Here is a 25,314-nt window from a genome sequence, read left to right as displayed (position 1 = left end):
TTAAGTCAGCGGCACGGAAGCCGTCGACGGGCGTGAGGTGCGCCGGTTGCTGCTGTGGCTGTTCGAGGACGATGAGGAACTGCGGCTATGGCCGTTTCCTGCTCCATGCACGTCAAAGGAAGCCAAAAATTCGGCATTGGTTTTGCAGTCACGCAATTTCTTCAAGAATCCCTCCACGAAGTCGGCGGATTCGTTCATATTTTTACGGATCGCCCAAATGGTATCGAGCTCATCCTTCGTTAACAGCACTTCTTCACGACGCGTTCCCGAACGGCGGATATCGATGGCCGGGAAAATGCGGCGCTCGGCCAGCTTGCGGTCCAGGTGCAGCTCCATGTTGCCGGTCCCCTTAAACTCTTCATAAATGATATCGTCCATCCGCGAACCGGTATCAATCAGCGCCGTGGCCAAAATGGTCAGACTGCCGCCTTCCTCCACGTTCCGGGCAGAACCAAAGAACCGCTTCGGACGATGGAATGCTGCCGGATCGATACCGCCGCTCAGCGTACGTCCGGATGGCGGGATAACCAGGTTGTAAGCACGGGCCAGACGGGTGATGCTGTCCATCAAAATGACAACGTCCTTCTTATGCTCAACCAGACGCAGCGCGCGTTCAAGCACCAGTTCTGCAACCTTGATGTGGTTCTCCGGCAGCTCATCAAACGTTGACGCAACCACCTCTCCTTTTACGGAACGCTGCATATCCGTCACTTCCTCAGGACGTTCGTCAATCAGCAGTACAAAAAGTTCAATCTCGGGATTGTTGGTGGAAATGCTGTTGGCAATTTCTTTTAAGAGGAGCGTTTTACCTGCTTTTGGAGGTGCAACGATCAAACCGCGCTGTCCCAGACCGACCGGGGCGAGCAAATCCATAATTCGAGTAGACAAATGGTTAGGGGATGTTTCAAGCACAAGTTTCTTTTGCGGATAGAGAGGAGTCAGTGCCGGAAAGTGTAACCGTTCGGATGCCGTCTCCGGGCTCTCCCCGTTGACCGCATTGACTTGCAGCAAACCGAAATACCGCTCGTTCTCCTTCGGTGCGCGGCACTTCCCTGATACCAAGTCTCCCGTACGAAGGTCGAATTTACGAATCTGGGAGGCGGAGATATAAATGTCCTCGGTGCTTGGGAGGTAATTGATCGGCCTTAGGAAGCCGTAACCTTCCGGGAGAATCTCGAGCACACCTTCCATAAACATAAGTCCGCTCTGTTCGGCCTGCGCTCTCAGAATAGCAAAAATCAGTTCTTTCTTCTTCAACTGACCGTAATAAGGGATCTGGTACTTCTTCGCCAGTTTGTACAATTCGGTCAGCTTCATTTCTTCCAAATCGGCAATTTGTAAATCCATGTAATAACCACCTATTCAATTTTATAAGTCCTGACAAGAGCTTAGCATCAAATGGATGAAGACGCTAATCTATGAGTCTATGAAAATCCTCATTAGGATAGGATTACCCAAATTAGAAGGAGATATGCAGGTCATGATGAAAAAATCAGCTTCATTCAATCTATTTCCCGCATTCTCCTAATATTACGGCACCCTGATTATTGCTCGCGCCAAACATCGGCGCCAAGCATCCGCAGATTGCTGACGAGGTGATCGTAACCCCTGTCGATATACTCCACGCCGGTCACTTCCGTTACGCCTTCCTCGACCGTAAGGCCGGCGATCACCAGCGCAGCCCCCGCTCTGAGGTCGGAAGCCTTGACTTTGGCCGCATTAAGGCGGCTCTTCTCGATGACGGCCGAACGGCCCTCGACGCGGATTTTAGCGCCCATGCGGACCAGCTCCGGCACATGCTTAAACCGGTTGCTGTAGACAAAATCGCTGAGCACGCTTACGCCTTCGGCCTGGGTTAGCAGACTGGTCATTGGCGATTGTAAATCTGTAGCAAATCCTGGGTATATCAGTGCTTTCACATCGACATGGCCATATGACGGACTTCCCATCACGCGAATGCTCTCGTCAAGCTCCTCGATTTGGACCCCCATCTCCAGCAGCTTGGCTGTGACAGCTTCCAAATGCTTAGGAATAATATTGTCGATCAATACGTCACCGCGCGTTGCCGCGGCGGCAATCATATATGTTCCCGCCTGGATCCGGTCCGGGATGATGGAATGGCGGCAGCCGTGCAGCTCGGATACGCCTTCGATACGAATCGTTTCCGTGCCGGCGCCTTTAATAATGGCTCCCATGGAGTTCAGAAGCGTGGCCACATCTATAATTTCAGGCTCTTTCGCCGCATTTTCAATAATTGTGGAGCCTTTGGCTCTGGCAGCCGCCAGCATAATGTTAATCGTCGCGCCTACGCTGGATACGTCGAGGTAAATTTTTGCCCCGCGCAGCTCCTTCGCATGGAGATGAATCGCGCCATGCTCGTTCGTCACGGTCGCGCCCAGCGCTTCAAAACCTTTAATGTGCTGATCGATCGGACGGGGCTCGAAATTGCATCCTCCCGGCAGACCGACGACAGCTTCCTTAAACCGGCCAAGCAGCGCACCCATCATATAATAGGAGGCTCTCAGCTTCTTCACCGGCCCGTTGGGCATCGGAATGGATACGATCCGCGAAGGATCGATGTTCATCTGGCTGCCATCCCAAGACACCTTTGCCCCAAGCTCTTCCAGTATTTCTGCATAAACCGCCACATCACTAAGCAGCGGCAGGTTGTCCAGTATTACTTCGGACTCCGCCAAAATAGCCGCGGGAATCAACGCGATGGCGCTGTTCTTCGCCCCACTGATTGAAACGGTGCCTTGCAGTGGGCGTCCACCGCTGATCATCAATTTTTCCATAAGCTAAGGTTCCCCCCACATACTTCGCAGCCGCAAAATAGTTCTGTGTCCATTTAGGTGTATGAAATGGAAAAACACCGGCTAAGCGGTGTGCTTTCCATTCCTTGCTATTCAATTGGGCGCCCCGGAGCGGGGGCAGCCCTCTATATCATGAACCACACCGTAGGGCTGAGCCCTACTTCAAACCTTGTGTAACATTAAGCCTGGTTGTTGGATCCAAACTCGCGGATTTTGCCGACAACGGTTGCCTTGATGGCATCGCGGCCTGGAACGATGTATTTACGCGGATCGTATACGTCCGGTTTAGCAGCAAGAACTTCACGCACCGCTTTGGTGAACGAGATTTGGTTCTCTGTGTTGACGTTGATTTTGGATGTGCCCAAAGAGATGGCTTTCTTGATATCATGCGTCGGAATGCCTGTCCCGCCATGAAGAACGAGCGGAAGGTTCACGGCGTCGCGAATCTCTTCCATTTCTTTAAAACCGAGGTTTGGTTCGCCTTTGTAAGGTCCATGAACAGAGCCAAGCGCCGGAGCCAGCGTGTCGATTCCGGTTTCTTTGACGATGCGTACGCAGTCATCCAGTTTGGCATACATAACAGATCCGACTACGTCATCTTCCTGACCGCCGACCATTCCAACTTCGGCTTCAACGGAAACCCCTTTGGAATGAGCGTATTCAACAACTTTGCGCGTCGTTTCGATGTTGGTGTCGATCGGGCTGTGCGAGTCATCGATCATAACGGACGTAAATCCAGCGTCGATCGCTTCCTTACATTTGTCGAAGCTTGAACCGTGGTCCAGGTGAATGGCTACGGGAACCGTAATCTTCATATCATGAAGCAGGCCTTCGACCATTTTTACAACGGTATAGAATCCGCCCATATGACGAGCCGCGCCTTCGGATACGCCCAGGATTACCGGGGATTTCTCTTCTTCGGCGGCAGCAAGAATCGCTTGCGTCCACTCAAGGTTGTTGATGTTGAATTGACCAACCGCATACTTCCCTTGAAGTGCTTTGTTTAACATGTCTGTCATGGATACTAATGGCATGGTTCCAATCCTCCTAAAAAGTGTTTGTCTGATCTAAGGGTTTTAAGCCGAAATTCGCATTGCATTCAGCGCTATTATACCACATCATATTGTAAATGCTAAACAAGCATTTGAAATTAAGCAGATATAGGAAGGGCAGGGCAAAAAAAAGAATTCTGCCGGGTCAGCAGAATTCCAACGCTTTAGCCAAATTGAACCGGGCTGTCTTTGAGCTGCATGTTTACCGCCACCCGCATCTCATCGATATCGAACGGCTTCGTAAAGTGCATGAGTGCTCCAAGCTCGGTCGCTTCCTTGATCATATCAAGCTCTCCGTAGGCCGTCATCATGATCACTTTGATGGATGGATTCATTTCCTTGATGTGCTTCAGGATTTCAAGCCCGTCCATTCCGGGAATCTTCATATCGAGCAGAACCAGATCCGGCGATTCCTTCTCCACAATTTCCAGTGCAATCTTGCCGTTGGCCGCCTGAAACGTCGTATAACCTTCACTGTTGAACACTTCCATGAGTAAAATGCGAATACCGTTCTGGTCATCGACGATCAATACCTTTTTGTTATCCACTCAACTTACCTCCCAACAATCAGCTGCGTCCGAATCATACCCCTAATTCCTAACTAAACTGTTAATTCCATACTCCTGCAATCTCCATTTAAAGGTATTCGCCTTCTAGATACAAATTCCTGCAACTTCATATAAATGAAAAATGGGCCTCCTGAGGGAGACCCATAGCTGTATATTAACGTTCTACTTGCAGCGCAGCCTTCACGAATTCACGGAACAACGGCTGCGGACGGTTCGGACGTGACGTGAATTCCGGATGGAACTGCACAGCCAGGAACCAAGGATGGCCCGGAAGTTCCACAATTTCCACCAGACGTCCGTCCGGGGACGTTCCGGAAATGCGCAAGCCCGCTTTTTCAATCTGCTCGCGGTACTCATTGTTAAACTCATAACGATGGCGGTGTCTCTCGTAGACGAGCTCGTCATTGTAGCACTGCATCGCCAAGGAGCCCTCGGTCAGCTTGCAAGGATACAATCCAAGGCGCATCGTTCCGCCCAGATCTTCAATATCCTTCTGCTCCGGAAGCAGGTCGATCACCGGATACTCGGTGGACGGGTTGATCTCCGAGCTGTTCGCTCCTTCGAGTCCCAGCACGGAACGGGCGTATTCGATCACAGACACCTGCATGCCGAGGCAAATGCCGAAGAACGGGATTTGCTTCTCACGGGCGTAACGGATCGCCGATACTTTACCCTCAATCCCGCGGTCACCGAAGCCGCCTGGAACCAGAATGCCGCCGATGCCGTGCAGCAGCTCGCCCACGTTCTCATCGGTCACTTCTTCCGCGTTCACCCAGCGGATCTTCACATCCGCGTTTGCGTCAAAGCCTGCATGCGAAAGGGATTCAACCACACTCAAATAAGCATCATGCAGAGCGACATATTTGCCGACAATGGCGATTTCCACCGTTTTCTCCAGCTTGTTAATGCGATCCACAAGGCTTTCCCACTCGGTCATGTCCGGCTTCGGCGTCGTCAGCTTCAAGTAGTTGACCACGATCTCGTCGAGCCCTTCATCGCGAAGGTTCAGCGGTACCTCGTAAAGCGTAGATGCGTCGCGGCATTCCACGACCGCACTTTCGTCGATATCGCAGAACAGTGCGATTTTCGCCTTCATATCCGCAGACAGCTCATGCTCCGTCCGGCATACGATCACGTTTGGCTGAATGCCGATGCTGCGCAGTTCCTTCACGCTGTGCTGGGTCGGCTTGGTTTTCACTTCCCCTGCTGCTTTAATGTAAGGAATCAGCGTCACGTGGATGTACATCACATTCTCGCGGCCAATTTCACTCTTGATCTGACGGATGGCCTCAAGAAACGGTAAACTTTCAATGTCGCCGACGGTTCCGCCGATTTCCGTAATCACGACGTCAGAGCCTGCTTCGCGGCCTGCACGGAACACCCGCTCCTTAATTTCGTTCGTGATATGTGGAATGACCTGAACCGTCCCGCCCAAATATTCCCCGCGGCGTTCTTTGCTGATCACCGAGGAGTACACCTTCCCCGTCGTGACATTGCTGTTCTTGGACAGGTTGATGTCGATGAATCTTTCGTAGTGCCCCAGATCAAGGTCGGTCTCGGCGCCATCGTCCGTTACGAATACTTCACCGTGCTGGTAAGGACTCATGGTGCCGGGGTCTACGTTCAAATACGGATCGAATTTCTGGATCGTCACCTTTAAACCCCTATTTTTAAGCAGCCTTCCGAGTGAAGCGGCGGTAATTCCTTTACCCAAGGAAGACACGACCCCGCCCGTCACAAAAATATACTTTGTCACTGTAAAAACCCTCCTATTAAAGTCCAGAAATTCAGGCGACATATGATGTTTAGCGTAACCCAATTCACGTTTTTTCATCGGAATCGGGCCGAAACAAGTTTGTTGCTTTCTCTCTCTGTGAACAACAATGCGCCATTTGAAATCAAATGGCACAATTGGGTAATCAACATTATATAGATTGAACTAAAAAAGACGAATCATTTCCATTCCATTCTCAGTTCATCTACCCCCGCGAATATGGTGGAAGGATAGTTCCGCTTCCATGACATACCGCATTAAAAAACAAAAAAGTGACACCCGTAGTACGGGGCACTTTTTATTATTTTACGCATATTTAAATCTCAATCATAAGCCCATGCAATAGTTTACTCTGTGCCTTGTCCCCTGTCAAGAGAGGATTGGCGATTCTGCGGATGGAATTAATCTTTGTCCTCATCGAGGTCGTCTTCTTCTTCCTCTTCCTCATCCTCGTCGTCGACTTCTTCATCTTCCAGATCCTCGTCATCGAGTATCACTTCTTCGTCATCTTCCACTTCTTCCTCAGAATCGTCATCGGAATAGATGTCGTCATGATCCTCGTCGATCCGGTCGAAATCATCGTCGCTGTCCTCAGCAAACGTATCTTCCTCGTCCGTGAAATCATCATCCTCATCATCGTCGTCATCGTTAATGATGCGCGGACGCTTGGCGCTGCTGATCGGATCTTCGGAGCGGTCGATCGGATACCAGCGCTTGAGTCCCCACAGGTTCGTTCCTACGCAGGCAAACCGGCCGTCGATATTAATTTCTGTATATAGCTGCGCAACGGTCTCTTTAATTTCTTCATCCGTCAAACCGCGAAGCTTGGCTACCTCTTTCATCAGGTCGAGATAATAAAACGGCGTATTCGCCGCCTTCAAAATGGCAAAGGCCAGGTCGACCATTGGCATTTCCCGGATTCTCTCGGGATCCATTTTAAGCTGGAGTGAGTTACTCACTTACGGACACTTCCTCTCACGCAAAGTTCACCTTATATATCGTTACTTATAACAACATATCCATTATCAAAACTAAGTAAAACCTATTTATAAATAAAATGCAAGTTTTAAGTGCATAAAGGATGACTGCAAGGTTGTCCCAAAAATGGCGAATGAAAAGGCGGAGTATCCTCCGCCTTCCGACTGTATCCGCCCACGAAGGAGAAACTCCTCACGGGACCTGGAAAGAGACGCCCATGGCCTCTTCAGTCTATATTATGTCCGCCTCGGGTTTTTGACATCGGGGCAGGGCCTATTTCGTCAAAAAAGGGCATGTTCCCACTCCTGCCGCACTCCCCGCTCATACAATGCAAAAGCAGGGTTCATTATGAGGGGGACTGCCCAACATGGACTACAACGATTTTATCCAGATGCTGCTTAAAGATATGGAGAGTCCCGTATCGTCCGGAGAAAAAAATATTATCAGGTTTCGCGAACCGCGGCATTTCTATGCCTGTCAGGATCGGCTGCAGACGCTTCACCTTCGGTATCCGAACATGCCCGGCATCCAGGTGTCCGATCTCCTCGAGGCCATGATCGCTCCGTTTCCGGTCAGCAGCAGGTTGATGTCCAAGTATCATGACGATCTTATTATTGAAGAGGACACCCAAATGCAGGTCCATACCTTGGTGAACAACAAAGTCAACCAAAGCCCAGGCATTCCGTACGGAGTCAAGCAAATTCAGGCTCCCAAAGCCTGGTCCACTTCGACGGGCTACCGCATCCGGATCGGAGTGATCGATACCGGGGCCGACTACTATCATCCCGATCTGCGCCAGTCGCTGGCCAAAGGGATCAATCTGCTGCACCGGCATCTGCTGCCGCTCGATGACAACGGGCACGGCACCCACATTGCAGGAACCATTGCTGCCGCGAACGGTCCCGACGGCATGATCGGCGTCGCCCCGCGGGCCATGATTTTTCCGGTCAAAGCCTTCGACAACAACGGATCCGCCTATGTCTCGGACATTATCCAGGGGATCGACTGGTGCGTCCGCAACCGCATGCACATCATCAATATGAGTTTCGGCATGAAGACCAAAAGCAAGGCGCTGCTGGACATCGTCGGCAAGGCCTATACGGCCGGGATCTCGATCGTCGCCTCGTCCGGCAATGACGGGAAACGGCGAAGCATCGACTATCCTGCAAGGTACGGGCAGACCATATCCGTGGGAGCGACCGACCGGAACCGCCGCATCGCCAGCTTCAGCAACCGCGGCGACCTCATCGATATTTATGCGCCGGGCGATAAAATCATTTCTTCCTGGACGCGCGGCAAGTACCACGAGATGAGCGGCACCTCCATGGCGACTTCGCATGTCAGCGGATCAATCGCGCTGCTGCTTGCCCAAAATCCCGACCTGTCGCCGGCTGAAATTAAAGAGCTCCTCGTCGCAACCGCCACGCCGCTGCGCCCGAGAAAAGGGCAATCCCGCGTCGTGCACACCGGTGAAATCAATGCCTACCGGCTGCTGCGTGAAGGCATCAAACGCAAAAATAATCCAAGCTAGACGAGAGCGGCCTGTACCGCTCAGGACAAACGGAGCTTCTGCTCACGTACATGCCAAATAACTACAATATTTAGCATTTGTTGAAAAAGGCCGCCTCCGGCAAATACCGGAGACGGCCTTTCATATGTTCGGCGTATTCAAAAGGGGAAGAAGGAATTACATCTTCTCCGGAGCGGATACGCCCACGATTCTCAGCACGTTGGCGATAACGGTCCGCACAGCGCCGAGCAGGGCGAAGCGTGCCTGCGTTTGAGCGGCATCCTCGGTGATAACGCGCTGCGCCTTATAGTAGCTGTGGAACAGGGAAGCCAAGTCATACACGTAGCGGATCATCCGGTGTGGCGCGTAGCCCGCTGCAGCAGTGGCGATTTCCTCCGGCAGCTCGCCGATTTTACGGAGAAGGTCATACTCATGCTCGGTGTTCAGCACCGTGAGGTCCACTTCGGACAGCGGGAGCAGCGCAACGCCCTGCTCTTCCGCCTGACGGTAAATGCTGCAAATCCGGGCGTGCGCGTACTGCACATAGAACACCGGATTTTCGTTGGACGTCGAAATGGCCAAATCCATGTCGAAATCGAGATGGGAGTCCATGCTGCGCATCGTGAAGAAGTAGCGGATAGCGTCGATGCCGACCTCTTCCATCAGGTCCTCCATCGTTACGGCTTTCCCCGTACGCTTGGACATCTTGACCTTCTCCCCGTTCTGGAACAGGCTGACCATCTGCGCGATGAGCACGGTCAATTTGTCGGGATCGTTGCCGATGGCCTGCATGGCTGCTTTCATCCGCGGAATATAGCCGTGGTGGTCGGCTCCCCAAATATTGATCATGCGGTCGTAGCCGCGGTTGTATTTGTCCCGGTGATACGCGATATCCGGTGTCAGGTACGTATAGGTGCCGTCATTTTTCACCAATACACGGTCCTTGTCGTCCCCATATTCGGTCGTCCGCAGCCAAGTGGCGCCGTCCTGCTCGTACACCTGGCCTTTGGCTTTCAGTTCGTCCAGGGATGCTTCAACGAGCCCCTTCTCGTACAGGGAAGTTTCACTGAACCATTCGTCAAAATGTACCCGGAAGCGTGCCAAATCGCGTTTGATTTTGCCAAGCTCTTTCTCCAGGCCGTACGAACGGAAGAACGCCGTCCGCTCGCCCGGATCCATGGACAGCAGGGAATCTCCCTTCTCGGCGACGAGGTCCTTGGCAAACCCCTTGATATCCTCGCCATGGTATCCGTCCTCAGGCATTTCCGCATCCTGTCCGAGCGCCTGCAGGTACCGGGCTTCGATCGATTTGCACAGGTTTTCGACCTGGTTGCCCGCATCGTTGATATAGTATTCGCGGGTTACTTCATACCCGGCAAAGTCTAAAATGTTGCACAGGGCGTCGCCCACGGCGGCTCCCCGGGCATGTCCCAAGTGCAGGCTGCCGGTCGGATTGGCACTGACGAACTCGACCTGCACGCGCTGTCCCTGACCGAGCTGTACGCGTCCATAGTCTTCCCCCTGTGCATAGACCTGCTCGATCACGGGGTACAGATAGCTTTTGTTCAGCGTAAAGTTAATGAAGCCCGGGCCGGCGATTTCGGCCTTCTCGATGGACGCCTTCTTCACATCGATATGCTCCAGGATCGCTTCAGCGATCTGGCGCGGGTTTTTCTTGGCGATCCGGGTCAGCTGCATGGCGGCGTTGGTGGCAAGGTCCCCATGAGATTTATCTTTCGGCACCTCAAGCGTAATGCTGGGGAGCTCTTCACGGCTGGCCAGCCCGGCGGCGACCACCGCTTCCTTGACCGCCTCCAAAACCAGCTGGTGAATCTGTTCGAGTGGATTGAGTGTCATGATTGATTATCCTCCTGTATAAAAAAGCTGATGGTGAAATGCCCTGTGCATTCCTCATATACATATAGATCGTACGCCCAGCTGATTTCCCCTGTCATTCCGTCCAGGTCCATCTTAAGGGAACGCGTATCCGTCGATAGGTTAAAGGACGTATAAGGCGAACGGTAAAAGCCGGGAAGCCGCTGCCCCTCCTGAAAAGACTGCTCGGATTCCACGGCGCCGTGCCGGATCATTTTCAGGCTGTTTGCGCCGATTTTCACTGTCGTTTTGGTCTTCCGCCCCTGCAAATCCGCTTCCGGCTCCTCGTACATCACATAGAGAGTTTGTCCGCGGGCAAATACCTGCGCCGTCATCTCCTGGTTGACCTCCTGGCCGTCATGACGGCTGCGCAGACGGACGGTAGCCTTTCTGGCATCTGGCATTACGCAATACTCCAATCTATTCTTTCCTATTGTACTACTATATCCAGTTCGCTGTATCAATTCAATACAAACCGTGCCTGCCGCAGACTGCCGCTACTGTACAGCTTTCACAGTGCCGGGGATTCGTATTCCGGTAAACCCACGCCGTCATCGAAAAAAGACGGAACCGCCAGTAATAACCGGCAGCCCCGCCTTTTGACTGTTACTGCAACTTCATTCGTACCTTGTTACTTCCGTTTAAGGATTCAACGCTTCCTTAAATGCGAACTTCCGGTTCCAGCTGGCACCGCCGTCATGGGTGGCATAAATCGACGATTTGGTGGCGCTGGTCACCACAAGCCAGCCCGTCTTGCCGTCCGTAAAGGAGATCCGTGAATCGTAACCATGAATGGACAGCTTTACGTTCTTCCACGTCTTTCCTCCATTATAAGTCACGCCGACAGACACCATGCCGCCCGCCGGAGAGCCGCCGGACAGAAAGGCCGTCTCCTTGCCGATCAGCTGCATGTTGCCGGGGTGTCCGCCTGGCTGGGCCGGCCCCTGATTAACAACAGCGGCCCCACTGCCGGGAGCCGGGCCCCCGCCTGCCGTGGATTGGGCGATGACGCGCTTCCAATGTAGGCCTTGATCCGTGCTGCCATATAGCGAATAGGATACCTGGGACATGCCTGAGCCGCCATAGAACAGCGCCCAGACCTGATTGTCCTTGCTGTAAATTTGTCCGCCCGCAGGGTACGGGGAGTCAAACTTCACGTTCAGCTTCGTGCCCCAGCTGTGCCCGCCGTCGGCCGTGCCCAGTACTTTATAGCCAGAGCCGGGAACAATGACCAGGACAAACCCGTTGTTCTTATCCCGAAACGTCGCATATCTCGTATTGGCCGGGGTAGGGATTTTCACCCAGCTGTTCCCGCCGTTATCGGTCCGGTAGGCGCCATTTTGCGTGTAGCCGTTCACCGCGTTCTTGCCGAGCGCCTCCAGCCGGTTAAACGGCAGATTGGCCGTATACACCTGTTTCCAATGCGATCCGCCGTCCACCGTCTTGAGCAGATGCGTAGTCTGGTGGGAAGGAAGGGTGGCGATGGCCCATCCGTTCACGTTGTCCGTAAATTTAATCTGGGCAAAGTTCCATTTCCCCGTGTAAATTTCCTGCCAGTGGCACCCCGCATCCGATGTGCCGATCATAAACCCGGTTCCTGCCGCCCGGCCCGTCGACCCGTTCAGAAACTGAATATCGGTAAAATGAAGCGGGTCCGCGCCTTCCCCCATATGCTGTTTCTGCTCTTGCTGAAGCAGGCCGTGATCGCCGCTTCCGCAGGGAGCAGGCGCCGCGGCGGCGGCCGAAGTCTGCGTTGGGGATAATCCCCAGCCCGCCGGCAGCATCAGCATAAGCGCAGCGGCAGCCAAGGAAGAGCTTCTAAGCAGCTTTTTCATGATCATAACGACACCTCCATATCGATTACATTACCCTCTTTGGGGATTCCCCACTCGCAAAAAAAGGTCCTCTTCCTCTAGCGTGCGAGTGTTTGGATTGGTGAGCGACTTTGGCTTTGCGCACAGCGCAAAACAAGAGAGCGAAGCAAGCCAAACAGGAGCAAACACCATTCAATAGTGAAAGAATTTGTGCATCCTTCGACTACAGGCATGGTTCAGCCCACGATACAATGAGAGCTACTAAAAGGCGTGAGGTGATTGATTTTGAATGCACAAACGATACCGGCGGCGGACAAGGCCCAGCCGGGCAAAAACATGAAAGCGGTTGCCAAGACGTTGAAAGGACGCTGGAACGCCCCGCTGGCCGGCTACCTGTTCATCGCCCCCTGGCTGCTTGGTTTTCTCATTTTACAGCTGTGGCCCATTATTCAATCCTTCTATTTATCTTTCACCGAGTTTTCTCTGCTGGAACCAGCCCGCTGGATCGGGCTCAAAAATTATCAGGATATTTCGCAGGACCGGCTCTTTTTCAACTCGCTGAAGGTGACCTTCCTGTACGTCATTACTTCGGTTCCTCTGAAGCTGCTGGCAGCGCTGCTGGTCGCTATGCTGCTGAACCGGAATATTCGGGGTATTTCTTTCTACCGCACGATCATTTATCTGCCGTCCCTGATCGGGGGAAGCCTGGCGGTGGCCGTGCTGTGGCGCAACATTTTCGGCCTCAACGGATTTATCAACCATCTAGTGATTCTGGTCGGCATCGCCCCGAAGAACTGGATCGGAACGCCCTCCACTGCCCTCGGAACCCTGGTGCTGCTGACGGCGTGGCAGTTCGGCTCGTCGATGATTATTTTTCTGGCTGGTCTTAAGCAGATTCCCGGGGAGCTGTACGAAGCAGCCTCCGTGGACGGGGCCACACCTTTTCGCAAATTCATCCGGATTACGCTGCCCATGCTGTCGCCCGTCATCCTGTTCAACCTGATCATGGGGATCATCAACGCGTTCCAGATGTTCACCTCGGCGTTTGTCGTTACCAACGGAGGTCCGGTCAATTCGACCGAAATGTTTGCCCTGTACCTGTACAACAAAGCCTTCGGTTCGCTGCAGATGGGCTACGCCTCGGCACTGGCCTGGATCCTGCTGGTCATTATCGGCATCGCCACAGCGATTAATTTTATCGCGTCCAAATATTGGGTGTTCTACGAAACGGAAACGGAGGGTCGCAAATGACAGACGTTCTGAAAAAACAAAATTGGCTGGTTCATATTCTGATGATCGTGTTCTGCTTTGTGATGTTCTATCCCGTGCTCTGGTGGATCGGTGCCTCCTTCAAATCGACGGCCGAGATCAGCCTGCCCACCCTGTTCCCCAAAGTATGGCTGTGGCAGAATTATACGGAAGGCTGGAACGCGCTGCCCAAGTATACGTTTACACGCTTCTTCATGAACAGCCTCAAGCTGAACGTGGCGACCACAGTGCTGCACGTCATCTCGGCCAGCTTGGTGGCCTTCGGGTTCGCCAGGCTGACCTTTCCGCTGAAAGGGCTGTGGTTTTCCATCCTGATGATGACCTTGATGCTGCCGGGCCAGGTCACGCTCATCCCGCAGTATACGATGTTCCATTCTTTCGATTGGATCAATACGTATCTGCCTCTGATCGTCCCGTCGGCCATGGGGGGAGCCTTCTTTATTTTTCTGATCGTCCAATTCATCCGGGGCATTCCGCGGGAGCTTGACGAGTCGGCGAAAATCGACGGCTGCACCTGGTTCGGCATCTACCTGCGCATCGTCATGCCGCTGACCCTGCCGGCGCTGATCACGGTCATGATCTTCTCGTTTATTTGGGGCTGGGACGATTACTTCGGTCCGCTGATTTATTTGAATACCGTGGACAAATATACCGTTCCGCTGGCGCTCCGAATGTTCATCGATTCCCAGTCGGCCGTGCCGTGGGGTCAGCTGCTTGCCGTGTCCCTGCTCTCCGTGCTGCCGCCGGTCGTGATCTTCTTCCTGGCGCAGAAGCATTTCGTCGAGGGCATTGCTACGTCAGGGCTGAAAGGCTAGTCATCCTGGAGCGCAATAACGGAATCACGGGGACTCGCTCATTCCATGCTTTTCTTCCGCACCGTATCGTCAACGTGAGCCTCTCTCCCGGCGCGCCGTGAACGGCCGCTTTGGGATAGCAGCGCGTTAACGCTATGGCATCGCCGCACCCAAGAGGAGGGGAAAAGCCATGAATCCGTTTCGCATGTTCCGTATCGATTATGTGTTTTTCTTCAGCTTTGCCGCTTTTATCGCGGTCCTGATCACGATCATGATGATCGTCAGCTACCGGTTCTCCGCCAATGAGCAGGCGGACAGCGCCTCCATGTATCAACAGGCGGTGCTGCAGCAGCTCAACAAACAGCTTACCGACCAGATGAGCGCCGTGGAGCAGACCTCGCTCGCCGTAGCCATCAACTCCCCGCTGGTCAATTATTTGACGATGAAAGGAGATTATTATGCCCGCAAAACGGCCAGGGACGAGCTGAACCGGGATTATCTGGCGCCGATGCTGAACAGTTCACGCTCGATGTTCTCCTTTCAGATCTATATGAGCAATCCGCTGCAAGTCGACCCGAACGCCAACATTCAGTACCTCCCGCTAGCTTACGCCAGCCGGGAAAGCTGGTATCCGGCCGTCGACAAAGCCGACTTCGTCTGGATCGGACAGCGCGAGGTCGGCTCGCCGCAGGGGAAGCAGCAGGTCATCAGCTTTATCCGTAAAATCACGACGCCGGACGGGGTGAACCGCGGAATTCTCATTATTAACGTCCGCGTCAAATTTCTGCAGGATATCCTGACCGAGGACAATTCCTCGGCCAGCCGGCTGCTGCTCGATTCCGGCGGCCGGATGATCATGCACACCCGGATCGCTCCGCCTCCCGGAGAAATCGACGCCATCCTGAAGGAGGTCAGCGGAGATGCCGGCCATGCGCATCAGCTGCTGGAAGCGGCAGGCTCGCTTCCGGAGAAGAACATGCTGACCGTCTGGTCCCGCACGGCCCCCGGCAGCTGGATGCTGGTCGAGCTTACGCCATGGAAGGACATCACAGGTGGAAGTGTCCGCCTGGCATGGACCATGGCTGCGATCGGAGCAGCCGCCATCCTGCTGTCGGTGTTCTTCACGCTGTTCCTTTCGAGGAATTTCACGGTGCCGATCCGGAAGCTGGTCCAGCTGATGCAGGCATTCAATCCCGGCAAGAAGGGGCTGCCGCTGCCTACGGAATACCGCAACGAATTCGGGAGTCTCTTCAGTGGCTACCGCAAGCTGACCGAGCGGATCGAGACGCTGTACCAATCGCTGGAACAGCAGTACAAGGCGCAGCGCGAGGCGGAAATCAAGGCGCTGCAGGCAATGATCAACCCCCATTTTCTCTACAACACCTTGGATCAGCTGAACTGGATGGCGCTGGAGGCCGGCCAGGAGGAGATCAGCCGGGTGCTTGAACTGATGGGGCAAATGTTCCGTATCGGGTTGTCCGGCGGCGAATCCTTGATCCCGATGCAGGATGAGCTGCTTCACGTCGAATGCTATTTGAAAATTCAGCAGTTCAAAAGGGGCCAAGGTCTGGACTGGGAGATCGAATGTCCGGAGGAACTGCGGCAGCTTCTGATTCCGAAGCTGACACTGCAGCCCTTCGTGGAAAACGCCATCGTGCACGGCTTCCATGGACGCAGCCATGGCCGAATCGTCCTGAATGCCGTGCAAGAGGACCGCGGCATCCGGATCCGGATCCGGGATGACGGCGTCGGCCTGCGGGACGATTGGAAAACCCGGAGGCGCCATCCGACGGGCGGATACGGCATCCGTAATGTAACCGAGCGCATTCAAGTATTTTTCGGTCCGCCCTTCGGCGTATCGCTCCGGAATCGTACTGGCGGATCAGGCACCGAGGCGGAAATTTATCTTCCGAAGCTGACCCAGCAGCCGGATTTGGAAGGAGGACGAAGTGATGTGGACGCTCGCGATCGTGGATGACGACCGGCAGGTGCTTGGGGGGATGTCGCGGCTCATTCCCTGGGAGCAGCTCGGCATCCGACCCATCGGGGAGGCCATGGACGGTGAAGAGGGGCTCCGGCTGATCAGAGCTGCCAAACCGGATATCGTCATTACGGACATCTATATGCCGGTCATGAACGGGCTGGAAATGATCGAGCAGCTACGCAAGCAGCAGTTTGACGGCAAAATCATCATCTTAAGCGGCTACTCGGACTTTGATTATGCCCGCAAAGCGCTGCGGCTGCAGGTTGACGATTATTTGCCCAAACCTGCCTCACCGGCTACGATCCGTGAGGTACTGCAGCGCGTAATCGCCGAATTGTCGGAGAAAAGAGCAGCAGAGAACCGGGAGCAGGAGCTTCAGGACCGGCTGATGCAGTACGAGCCCTACCTGGAGAGGGAATGGGTGAAATCGGTCCTCACGGGCGGGACCTTTTCCCCGCCGACCGGGCCGTACCGGATGCTGGACCGGCTTGGCTGGAAAGGCGCCCAGTTCATGATGCTGGCCCTGGAAATCAAGCGGCAGGGGCGGACGGAGGGCATTTCGGCCCGGGACTGGCACCTGTTCCGCTTTGCCGTCGGTAATACGGTCGAGGAGCTGGCCAGGCAGGATGGACTGAGGAGTTACTTTTTAGAGCTGCATAGTCACCATATGACCCTGCTGCTGTATAAGCCCCTCTCCTGGCCCGCAGAAGCGTTTCGCTCCGAGGTGCTGGCACTGGCCGGGCGCATCATTGAGTCAGTGGACCGTTACCTTCAGGTCAAGCTGCGTATCGGAGCGGGCCTCCGGAAAGACGATTGGACGGCTATTGCGGATTCCACGGAAGAGGCCTTCCAGGCCCTGGCCGAGCGGCGTGAGCCGGATGCAAACCATCCCTGCGTCTACGTCTACACCGAAGCCGGCTTCCGGCATCCGGCAGCGCGAAACGTGCGTCCGGTCCGATTTTTTCAGGAAATGGCGGATGCGGTCCGGACCTTCGATGAGCCGCGGGCGCTGCTTGCGCTGGAGGATTTCGCAAGCAGCGACAGCGGCGTGGCACAGCTATCTCCCGGCGAGCTGGCAGCCCTCGGGACACAGCTGTTTGCCATCCTCTCCTTCACGCTGTACGATTCCGGCCACAAGCTTGACGACGAGCTGCCTCCTGCGGATCTGTCCAAGGAGCTGGGATTGATAGAAAACGCGCAGCAGTGGAAGGCCTGGGTGGCCGAGAAGGTTAAACGGATCTGCCGCCGGTTTACTCCCAATGAGAACCTGAAGCATAAGGAAACGGTGGAGTTTATCATTCAGTACATTCACGAGCATTACGCCGAAAACATCCACCTCCAGGATGTTGCCGATCAGGTCTATATTTCCAAAAATTATTTGAGCACCCTGTTCCGCCAGTTCACCGGCGAGACGTTCGGCGATTATTTGACCCGGGTCCGGATGGAAAAAGCCAAAAGCATGGTTCTGGAGAAAAAGCTGCTCATCGCCGAAATTGCCGAGCGGGTCGGATACCGCAACGTTCCGTACTTTACCACGCTGTTCAAAAAGCATACCGGGCGCAGTCCGACTGAGTTCTATCGGGCCTGACGCAGCTACAGCCGATCCTGGTTCCGCCCAGCATACAGGACAAACGCTGCCGGCAGTTCGCCGATATTCGTAAAATACTGAAACGATTTGTAGGATCGTCCGCTACGCGGATGTTCCTCGTCCTGGTACCTTAGAGCAAGAAAGAGTTCCTTTACTTAAGGGAGGTTCAACCAATGAGAAAATCATGGCAACGTCTTGCCGCAGGTACTGCGGCCGTCCTTATGCTGTCCCTCGTTCTATCCGCCTGCAGCGGGGTCAAGAAGGAAGAAACCGGAGCTGCGGGCACCGGAAACGGCAAGTCCATTACGCTGCGGATCATGTGGTGGGGCTCGCAGGCCCGTCACGACGCAACCTTGAAAGCGCTTGATTTATACTCCAAAAACAATCCGGGAATCACGTTCGAGCCGGAATACCAATCGTTTGACGGATACCAGGACAAGCTCTCGACCCAGTCCGCAGGGAAAAACACCCCGGATATTTTCCAGATGGATGCCGCCTGGTTCAACGACTGGGCCTCCAGCGGCCGGTTGGAGGATCTCTCGTCCATTCCGACGGATAACATCGACAAGGCCCTGCTCGAAACCGGCACCTATCAAGGCAAGCTGTACGCGATGCCGCTCGGCAACAACGCCTGGGGCATGGTATACAACAAGACGATCATGGACAGCCTCGGGGTTCAGCCTCCCAAGACATGGGATGAGTTTTTCGCCATGGCCCGCGATCTGAAGCCGAAATTGGCCAAAGACCAATACCTGACCCGGGATTTGACGGCAGACGGCGCATCCTACATGTCCTATCAATTGAGCATGGGCAAAGGCTTCTCGATGAGCAAGGACGGGAAGTTCCACTACGACGAAACCACCTGGAAAGATTGGATGAACAAATGGGCACAGCTGCGCAAGGACCATCTTGTGCCTCCGCCGGATGTGACGGTGTCGGATAAATCGCAGGACGCGCAGATGGATTTGCTCATTCAGGAGAAAATTCTGCTCCGGGGCGCGCATGCCGCGGAATTCGGCGGAACGGACGCCCTGAAACCGGGTGTAATGGCGTTGACGACCCAGCCACGGGGAACACAGGCGGGCGGATGGCTCAAAGCCTCCATGTATTGGAGCGTCAGCCCCAACAGCCAGTATAAAGACGAAGCCAAGAAGTTCATCGACTGGTTCGTCAACAGCCAGGAAGCCGGCGAAATCCTCGGCACTTCCCGCGGAATCCCAGTCAACAAGACCGTCGCTGATGCGCTCAAGCCTAAGTTCACCGATGTGGACAAAAATGCACTGGGCCTGATCAACGAAGTATCCAAGGACGGGGCCGCGTTCGACCCGGGTCCCGGCAATAAAGGCGGCTGGGCCAATTTTACGAAGGAGTATGATAACATCACGCAGTCGATCATGTTCGGGAAAATCAGCATCGACGACGGCTGGAACCAAATCGTCAAACTGAGCAAAAGCTTGGACTAGCTTTGCAGCTCTCACAGCTTTATCTCGGATCACCATCCTCGTACGATGGCACAACAAAGAAGCACCCGGTTAGCATCGGGTGCTTCTTTTCGTTTCTTTATTTTACAAATCCGAGCAGCATTTCGCGAATCAGCTTCGCCGCCACGATCTGGGTCTGCTCCGAATGGTCGTAGACCGGCGCCACTTCCACCAAGTCGCAGCCCACCACGTTGACTTCGGAATTGGCGATCAGGTGCACCGCCTCCAGCAATTCCTTGGAAGTGATGCCGCCCGCTTCCGCGGTTCCCGTTCCCGGCGCCGCCGACGGGTCGAGCACGTCGATGTCGATCGTGACGTATACCGGACGATTGCCCATTTGCGGCAGGGCTTCCCGAAGCGGAGCCGCCACGTCGAACGGATAGAAGTTAATGTTCTCGCGGGCATACTGGAACTCCTCGCGCGAACCGGAGCGGATGCCGAATTGGTAGATGTTCTTGCCGCCCATCAGCCCGGCTGCTTTGCGGACCGGCGTCGAGTGCGACAGCGGCTCGCCTTCGTACTGCTCGCGAAGGTCGGCATGCGCGTCGATGTGGATCAGGATCAGATCCGGATACTTCGCGTACATTTGCTGGATGACCGGCCAGGTCACCAGGTGCTCGCCGCCGAGCCCGATCGGAAATTTATCGTCGCCGAGCAGTTTGCCCACGTACTCGCCGATCACTTCGAGACTGCGTCCTGCATTGCCGAACGGCAGCAGAAGATCGCCGGCGTCGAAGTATTTGAGATCCAGAATGCTTTTATCCAAGTAAGGGCTGTATTCCTCCAGACCCACGGAAGCCTGGCGGATGTGCGCCGGACCGAACCGGGATCCCGGACGGAAGCTGACCGTGTAGTCCATCGGCATGCCGTAAATGACCGCCTTGGAATTTTCGTAATCGTCCGAGCTGCAAATAAATACGTTGCCCGAATAAGCTTGGTCTAGTTTCATGATGTTGCCTCCCCCTATTTCGTCAGATCTTCCACAAATTTAGGCAATACGAAAGCCGCCTTGTGCAGGCGTGGCGTGTAGTACTTCGTGTCCATCTCCGGAATTTGCGACTCGTCCACCTCGAGCGGATCATATTTTTTGCTGCCCATCGTAAATGTCCACAAGCCGCTCGGATATGTCGGGATGTTCGCAGCATAAACGCGCACGATCGGAAAAATTTCCTTCACGTCCTTGTTCACCTTTTGGATCAAGTCGGCCTTAAACCAAGGGTTGTCCGTTTGCGCCACGAAAATGCCGTCATCCTTCAGCGCTTCATAAATGCCTTGGTAGAAGCCGCGTTCAAACAGAGGAGCCGCCGGGCCCACAGGCTCCGTCGAGTCAACCATAATGACGTCGTATTCGTTCTTGTGCTCGTGGATGTGCATGAAGCCGTCGTTCACCAGTACTTCCACCTTCGGATCTTCCAGTTTGCCCGCGATGGACGGCAGGTACTTCTTCGAGTACTCGATGACTTTGCCGTCGATGTCGACGAGCACGGCTTTTTCCACTTTCGAATGCTTGATGATTTCGCGGATCACGCCGCCGTCTCCGCCGCCTACGACAAGGACGTGCTTCGGATTCGGATGCGTATTCAGCACCGGATGCGCCACCATTTCATGGTATACGAATTCATCCTTCTCGGTCGTCATGACCATTCCGTCAAGCAGCAGCATATTTCCAAACTCTTCAGTCTCTACCATGGCCAGATCCTGAAAATCGGTTTTTTCATTTACATACGTTTGTTTGATTTTGGCAGTAATACCGAATGCGGGCGTCTGTTTCTCCGTGAACCACAATTCCATCGTCATTACCTTCTTTCTTTCCCAGGATAAAGGAGGGATTGATCTTCCCTGCCGCATGTTCTCGAGTAGCACGTACATCTTCTTTATTGTACCAAACTGCCGATGTATAAACACATCCTTTGAATTATACGCGATAGAAGAAATTCGTGTAAAGAAACACTTTCCTAACGCTTCGTCCCCTGGCTATGGCCGCGTCAGCACGGACTTTTTATCCCTCAGGTGGCTCTGTATGCCCCCTCACCCTGCATGACCGGGAGGCCGAGCGCTTTTTCCCGTGAATCCCGGGCCCGGCGTGAATATCTGCTGCCTGCATTTCCCATAATGAAAGTATCAGATTGCTCAGTTCCGCTGAAAAGCTATACATTCCATTCTCTTAAGTAAGGAAAGGGGCTACAGTACATGGCGAACCTATTCACGCGGCGGCCCAAACGGAAAAACCGGTTCCTGTTGATGCTAAAGCTCTTTACCGGCGTGGTCGTCCTCCTTCTGATCGCGGGAGGCGTTCTGCTCGGCTGGCTGTATCAAAAAAACCTTCCGCTTGCCGATACGGACCGCAATTCGCGCCTTCTAGACAGTCAAGGCGACATTATCGCCACGTTTTCGGCCAGCGGGCGAAGCTACGAACCCATCAAGCTCAATCAAATTTCACCGCTGCTCGTGAAGGCGACCCTGTCGGTGGAGGACCGCAAGTTCTACGGCCATTTCGGGTTTGACCTGGAGGGCATGGGACGCGCGGCACTCGTCAACCTGGAGCATATGGCCCGGGTTCAGGGCGCAAGCACCCTGACGCAGCAGCTTGCCCGCAATCTATATTTATCCCATGAAAAAACATGGTCCCGCAAAATCAAGGAAGCCATGTACACCGCTCAGCTGGAAATGAAGTATACCAAGGATGAAATCCTTCAAATGTATTTTAACGAAATTTACTACGGTCACGGCGCTTACGGCATCGAAGCAGCCTCCCTGATGTATTTCGGCAAGCCGGCCAAGGATCTCGACCTGGCGGAAAGCGCGATGCTGGCCGGGATTCCCAAGGGGCCGACCTATTACTCGCCTTACACCCATCTGGATAACGCCAAGAAACGGCAGAAGATCGTCCTGGGAACCATGGTGGCCACCGGCGATATTACGCAGAAGGAGGCGGACCAGGCTGCAGCCGAGAAGCTGGCGATCAAACCGCAGGGACAGCAGAAATCCAACCTGACGGCGCCGTATTTTCGGGATTATGTAAAAAACTTGGTGACCAGCCAGCTCGGTATCAGCGAGGACATGCTCGATCACGGCGGTCTTAACATTTATACCACCCTGGACCCGCATGCCCAGGCCGCGGCTGAGGAGGCGGTGGCCAAAGGCATGGATTCGGCCAGCGATTTGGAGACCGCGCTCGTGTCAATCGACCCACGGAGCGGCTATGTCAAAGCGATGGTCGGCGGCAAGAACTACAAGGAGAGCCAGTACAACCATGCGCTGGCCAAGACGCGCCAGCCCGGCTCCTCCTTCAAGCCGATTATGTATTTAACAGCATTGTCTTCAAAAACGATGACGGGTCTCACGACGTTTAACAGCGAACCGACCCTGTTTCACTACGACAACAACCGGAAAACGTATCAGCCCAGCAATTATGGAGACAAATATTTGGGCGAGATCAACATGGAGCAGGCCATCGCGGCCTCGGACAACATCTACGCGGTCAATACGATGCTGAAGGTCGGGGCGGATAACGTGATCGCCACGGCGCGCAAGCTCGGCATCGTCAGCCCGCTCGAGTCCGTCCCCTCCTTGGCGCTCGGGACTTCGCCGATCAGTCCGTTCGAAATGGCGTCCGCCTTTGCGGTGATCAGCAACAATGGCAAGCGGATCCCGCCGGTCGCCGTCCTGAAGATTACCGATGCCGCCGGCGAGGTAATCTACGAGGCTCCCAAGCCCGCCGGCGAGCAGGTCGTCGATCCGGCGGCAGCTTACGTGCTGACGCATCTGATGGAGAGTGTATTTGAGTCCGGCGGGACCGGTAACCGCGTATCCTCCATCATGAAGCGTCCCGTGGCCGGCAAAACCGGAACGACCGATACCGACGCCTGGCTGGTCGGATATACGCCGGAGCTTGCGACCGCCGTATGGGTCGGTTTTGACAAGGGCAAAACGATTACGACGACGGACGCCCACCGGGCAGCGCCCATTTTTGCCCAGTACACCGAGAAGGCGCTGGAGAACGTACCGCCCAAAATTTTCACGATTCCGAGCGGCGTCGTCAGCGTCTACATTGATGAAGAATCCGGCAAGCTCGCCACGGCCGATTGTCCCCACAAGAAGCTTGAGGTATTCATCGCAGGTACGGAACCGACCGAATACTGCTCGCTTCACGGCGGGGAGAAGGAACAACCGGACGTGAAAAACAAGGCCGAAGAACACTCCTGGTGGTCCGACTTTAAGCGGTGGCTGACCGACTAAACGCAGCGCGTTATAAAGGTTCGGGGGCTAGACTAGGCTGAGTACAGCCCGAAAACCATATTTGAAAAAGGGAGCCGGTAAAGCCGCTCCCTTTTTTGCCTTCTTCCGAAGTGCTTCGGTTTGGCGGGCCCCCTCTCCCAGGGATCCCGATACACCGGACCAAGGATTCAAGCCATGCTTGCGGGGTTACCTTTTGCCTTTCGCGCTGAATTCCGGTTATATATATAGAATGAACTAACCCGAAGAGGTGATCCTGATGATGAACCGGGATAACGAGGGCGGCCGGCTGATCTCCCCCTCGCTTCTCGCCATGACCGCGCTGGAAGCCGCGCCCCGCCTGCTCGGCCAGACGCTGGTCCGGGAGACCGAAGACGGAGAAATCCGCTGCCGGATCGTGGAGACCGAGAGCTACGGCGGCGCCGAAGACAAAGGGAGCCATGCCTACGGCAACCGGCGCACCGCCCGGACCGAGACGATGTTTGCCGCCGGTGGCTTGGCCTACGTGTATTTAATCTACGGCATGTACCACTGCGTCAACGTTGTCGTCGGCGACGCGGACGACCCTCAGGCCGTGCTCATCCGGGCGGTGGAGCCGCTAAGCGGGCATGACGCCGAGCTGATGCGCCGGTACCGGGGCAGCGTCTCCGGCAAAGCCGCCAACTTGTGCAACGGCCCCGGCAAGCTGTGCCGCGCGCTGCGGATCGACCGCAGCCTGAACGGCTGCGCGCTCGGTCATGCGGACAGCCCGCTGCGGCTTGAGTCCGGCGACCGGGCTGATGAGCTCCCGATCATCCAGTCTCCACGGATCAATATTGATTACGCGGAGGAGTACGCCCTCAAGCCGTGGCGATTTTATATCGACGGCCATCCGTACGTGTCGGTCAAAGCCCCTGAGCCGCTGCCTTTTTCGCTAAGGGGTTAATTCCGTGCTGTACACGAGACCCTGTCCCTTCATGCCATGCAAAAAAGGACCTGCCCTGCCCACGGATCGATACATCCGTCAGCAGGAACAGGTCCTTTGTTCTTATAACGAGGAGAGCCCGCGATTTACGCTATACCTCCAGCGCCTTCTTCAGCTCATCCGGCGAAGCTTCCCACCACTGCTCATTATGCGACACAAGCAGGTTCTTTAGCAGCGTCTTTTCCTCAGATCCCAATTCGTCCAGCATAAATTTCCGCTTCAGCGCGGCATCCATCCGGTTCACGTGATCAGCAAGGATTTTCCAGCCCCGTCTCTCTTCTTCATCGATCCACATCTCACTGGCCGTGGCACCGCCGTAGAATTGTCCATCCTCGTTCCGGTCCACCGCGACCCATACGATCCACACCTGGCGTCCGTTCGGGACTTCCTCCCGGTTCGGCGTAAAGCGAATGCGGCGCTCCGGCTTGCTCTTGGCGTGCATCGCTCCGATATCGATGACGGCTTCGCCGCGATCGATAATGACCGGAGAAATGTTGTTCAGATCGATAGAGCCTGCCCCAAAGCCCATCTTGTGCTTGCTCTTGCCGCTGACGATATTCAGTGCAATGGGCTTCTTGCCTACCTGTTCCTTGTTGTCCATTTCTGATGTTCC

20 protein-coding genes are annotated in these 25,314 nt (G+C 54.7%); 8 read left to right on the top strand and 12 right to left on the bottom strand.

Going from position 1 to position 25,314, the window contains the following annotated elements; genetic code table 11:
* The 6 genes from rho to rpoE all read right to left on the bottom strand — a co-directional run bounded on the left by rho (position 1) and on the right by rpoE (position 7,167).
* Positions 1-1,347, bottom strand: coding sequence for a transcription termination factor Rho (rho, locus tag ABID47_RS33505; RefSeq protein WP_076176962.1), 1,347 nt, complete (start codon positions 1,345-1,347; stop codon positions 1-3).
* Between the two features lie 197 nt (positions 1,348-1,544).
* A complete protein-coding gene (locus ABID47_RS33500) occupies positions 1,545-2,795 on the bottom strand; it encodes a UDP-N-acetylglucosamine 1-carboxyvinyltransferase (RefSeq protein ID WP_076176961.1) in 1,251 nt (416 codons plus the stop codon).
* 197 nt (positions 2,796-2,992) lie between these two features.
* Positions 2,993-3,847 carry a class II fructose-1,6-bisphosphate aldolase gene (gene fba / locus ABID47_RS33495; RefSeq protein ID WP_076176960.1) on the bottom strand — a complete coding sequence of 285 codons (855 nt, stop codon included), beginning with the start codon at positions 3,845-3,847 and terminating at the stop codon, positions 2,993-2,995.
* A 182-nt stretch (positions 3,848-4,029) separates the two neighbouring features.
* The gene (locus ABID47_RS33490; protein ID WP_076176959.1) at positions 4,030-4,413 is read right to left on the bottom strand and encodes a response regulator; all 384 of its coding nucleotides are present in this window, start codon (positions 4,411-4,413) and stop codon (positions 4,030-4,032) included.
* Between the two features lie 175 nt (positions 4,414-4,588).
* Positions 4,589-6,190 (bottom strand): CTP synthase, encoded by a 1,602-nt coding sequence (locus ABID47_RS33485; protein ID WP_251679252.1) that lies wholly within the window; start codon positions 6,188-6,190, stop codon positions 4,589-4,591.
* Positions 6,191-6,609: 419 nt separating this feature from the next.
* Entirely contained in the window at positions 6,610-7,167 is a 558-nt protein-coding gene (gene rpoE, locus ABID47_RS33480) for a DNA-directed RNA polymerase subunit delta (RefSeq protein WP_354503451.1), read from the bottom strand.
* A gap of 386 nt (positions 7,168-7,553) precedes the next feature.
* On the opposite strand from rpoE, the gene ABID47_RS33475 reads away from it, so the two are divergent.
* Positions 7,554-8,717 (top strand): S8 family peptidase, encoded by a 1,164-nt coding sequence (locus tag ABID47_RS33475; protein WP_354503449.1) that lies wholly within the window; start codon positions 7,554-7,556, stop codon positions 8,715-8,717.
* Positions 8,718-8,873: 156 nt separating this feature from the next.
* Here ABID47_RS33475 and argS read toward each other — a convergent pair whose 3' ends face one another.
* The 3 genes from argS to ABID47_RS33460 all read right to left on the bottom strand — a co-directional run bounded on the left by argS (position 8,874) and on the right by ABID47_RS33460 (position 12,412).
* Positions 8,874-10,553: an arginine--tRNA ligase gene (gene argS, locus ABID47_RS33470; RefSeq protein WP_354503447.1), complete on the bottom strand. Its 1,680-nt coding sequence runs from the start codon at positions 10,551-10,553 to the stop codon at positions 8,874-8,876.
* On the bottom strand, positions 10,550-10,975 hold the full coding sequence (locus ABID47_RS33465; protein ID WP_354503445.1) for a YwiB family protein: 426 nt from the start codon (positions 10,973-10,975) through the stop codon (positions 10,550-10,552). Before ABID47_RS33465 ends, argS begins: the two co-directional genes overlap by 4 nt.
* Positions 10,976-11,212: 237 nt before the next feature.
* The gene (locus ABID47_RS33460) at positions 11,213-12,412 is read right to left on the bottom strand and encodes a WD40/YVTN/BNR-like repeat-containing protein (RefSeq protein WP_354503443.1); all 1,200 of its coding nucleotides are present in this window, start codon (positions 12,410-12,412) and stop codon (positions 11,213-11,215) included.
* A gap of 258 nt (positions 12,413-12,670) precedes the next feature.
* On the opposite strand from ABID47_RS33460, the gene ABID47_RS33455 reads away from it, so the two are divergent.
* From ABID47_RS33455 to ABID47_RS33435, 5 genes are all read left to right on the top strand, one after another.
* The gene (locus ABID47_RS33455) at positions 12,671-13,636 is read left to right on the top strand and encodes a carbohydrate ABC transporter permease (RefSeq protein ID WP_105444917.1); all 966 of its coding nucleotides are present in this window, start codon (positions 12,671-12,673) and stop codon (positions 13,634-13,636) included.
* On the top strand, positions 13,633-14,469 hold the full coding sequence (locus tag ABID47_RS33450; RefSeq protein WP_354503441.1) for a carbohydrate ABC transporter permease: 837 nt from the start codon (positions 13,633-13,635) through the stop codon (positions 14,467-14,469). The genes ABID47_RS33455 and ABID47_RS33450 overlap by 4 nt, the downstream gene beginning before the upstream one ends.
* 169 nt (positions 14,470-14,638) lie before the next feature.
* Entirely contained in the window at positions 14,639-16,426 is a 1,788-nt protein-coding gene (locus ABID47_RS33445; protein ID WP_354503438.1) for a cache domain-containing sensor histidine kinase, read from the top strand.
* Positions 16,401-18,020: a response regulator transcription factor gene (locus ABID47_RS33440; protein ID WP_354503436.1), complete on the top strand. Its 1,620-nt coding sequence runs from the start codon at positions 16,401-16,403 to the stop codon at positions 18,018-18,020. Before ABID47_RS33445 ends, ABID47_RS33440 begins: the two co-directional genes overlap by 26 nt.
* 173 nt (positions 18,021-18,193) lie before the next feature.
* On the top strand, positions 18,194-19,483 hold the full coding sequence (locus ABID47_RS33435; protein WP_354503434.1) for an ABC transporter substrate-binding protein: 1,290 nt from the start codon (positions 18,194-18,196) through the stop codon (positions 19,481-19,483).
* Between the two features lie 97 nt (positions 19,484-19,580).
* Here the strand turns inward: ABID47_RS33435 and speB are convergent, their stop codons facing one another.
* Both speB and speE read right to left on the bottom strand, forming a co-directional pair.
* Positions 19,581-20,450 carry an agmatinase gene (gene speB, locus ABID47_RS33430; RefSeq protein WP_089549432.1) on the bottom strand — a complete coding sequence of 290 codons (870 nt, stop codon included), beginning with the start codon at positions 20,448-20,450 and terminating at the stop codon, positions 19,581-19,583.
* 14 nt (positions 20,451-20,464) lie between these two features.
* On the bottom strand, positions 20,465-21,292 hold the full coding sequence (speE, locus tag ABID47_RS33425; RefSeq protein WP_076176946.1) for a polyamine aminopropyltransferase: 828 nt from the start codon (positions 21,290-21,292) through the stop codon (positions 20,465-20,467).
* A gap of 399 nt (positions 21,293-21,691) precedes the next feature.
* On the opposite strand from speE, the gene ABID47_RS33420 reads away from it, so the two are divergent.
* Both ABID47_RS33420 and ABID47_RS33415 read left to right on the top strand, forming a co-directional pair.
* Positions 21,692-23,740 (top strand): transglycosylase domain-containing protein, encoded by a 2,049-nt coding sequence (locus ABID47_RS33420; protein ID WP_435530696.1) that lies wholly within the window; start codon positions 21,692-21,694, stop codon positions 23,738-23,740.
* A gap of 256 nt (positions 23,741-23,996) precedes the next feature.
* Positions 23,997-24,662: a DNA-3-methyladenine glycosylase gene (locus ABID47_RS33415; RefSeq protein WP_435530695.1), complete on the top strand. Its 666-nt coding sequence runs from the start codon at positions 23,997-23,999 to the stop codon at positions 24,660-24,662.
* Positions 24,663-24,792: 130 nt separating this feature from the next.
* Here ABID47_RS33415 and ABID47_RS33410 read toward each other — a convergent pair whose 3' ends face one another.
* Positions 24,793-25,302, bottom strand: coding sequence for a YwhD family protein (locus ABID47_RS33410; RefSeq protein ID WP_089549436.1), 510 nt, complete (start codon positions 25,300-25,302; stop codon positions 24,793-24,795).
* Between the last annotated feature and the right edge of the window lie 12 nt (positions 25,303-25,314).

The sequence above is a fragment of the Paenibacillus favisporus genome, assembly GCF_040545415.1.
Taxonomy (GTDB): Bacteria; Bacillota; Bacilli; order Paenibacillales; family Paenibacillaceae; genus Paenibacillus_AQ; species Paenibacillus_AQ favisporus.
This window is presented reverse-complemented; position numbering and strand designations above follow the sequence as displayed.

Bases quoted from the DNA above. Each gene is read 5' to 3' on its own strand.
- rho (WP_076176962.1), bottom strand. From the start codon at position 1,347: ATGGATTTACAAATTGCCGATTTGGAAGAAATGAAGCTGACCGAATTG.
- ABID47_RS33500 (WP_076176961.1), bottom strand. From the start codon at position 2,795: ATGGAAAAATTGATGATCAGCGGTGGACGCCCACTGCAAGGCACCGTT.
- fba (WP_076176960.1), bottom strand. From the start codon at position 3,847: ATGCCATTAGTATCCATGACAGACATGTTAAACAAAGCACTTCAAGGG.
- ABID47_RS33475 (WP_354503449.1), top strand. From the start codon at position 7,554: ATGGACTACAACGATTTTATCCAGATGCTGCTTAAAGATATGGAGAGT.
- argS (WP_354503447.1), bottom strand. From the start codon at position 10,553: ATGACACTCAATCCACTCGAACAGATTCACCAGCTGGTTTTGGAGGCG.
- ABID47_RS33465 (WP_354503445.1), bottom strand. From the start codon at position 10,975: ATGCCAGATGCCAGAAAGGCTACCGTCCGTCTGCGCAGCCGTCATGAC.
- ABID47_RS33460 (WP_354503443.1), bottom strand. From the start codon at position 12,412: ATGATCATGAAAAAGCTGCTTAGAAGCTCTTCCTTGGCTGCCGCTGCG.
- ABID47_RS33450 (WP_354503441.1), top strand. From the start codon at position 13,633: ATGACAGACGTTCTGAAAAAACAAAATTGGCTGGTTCATATTCTGATG.
- ABID47_RS33445 (WP_354503438.1), top strand. From the start codon at position 14,639: ATGAATCCGTTTCGCATGTTCCGTATCGATTATGTGTTTTTCTTCAGC.
- ABID47_RS33440 (WP_354503436.1), top strand. From the start codon at position 16,401: ATGTGGACGCTCGCGATCGTGGATGACGACCGGCAGGTGCTTGGGGGG.
- ABID47_RS33435 (WP_354503434.1), top strand. From the start codon at position 18,194: ATGAGAAAATCATGGCAACGTCTTGCCGCAGGTACTGCGGCCGTCCTT.
- speB (WP_089549432.1), bottom strand. From the start codon at position 20,450: ATGAAACTAGACCAAGCTTATTCGGGCAACGTATTTATTTGCAGCTCG.
- speE (WP_076176946.1), bottom strand. From the start codon at position 21,292: ATGGAATTGTGGTTCACGGAGAAACAGACGCCCGCATTCGGTATTACT.
- ABID47_RS33420 (WP_435530696.1), top strand. From the start codon at position 21,692: ATGGCGAACCTATTCACGCGGCGGCCCAAACGGAAAAACCGGTTCCTG.
- ABID47_RS33415 (WP_435530695.1), top strand. From the start codon at position 23,997: ATGATGAACCGGGATAACGAGGGCGGCCGGCTGATCTCCCCCTCGCTT.
- ABID47_RS33410 (WP_089549436.1), bottom strand. From the start codon at position 25,302: ATGGACAACAAGGAACAGGTAGGCAAGAAGCCCATTGCACTGAATATC.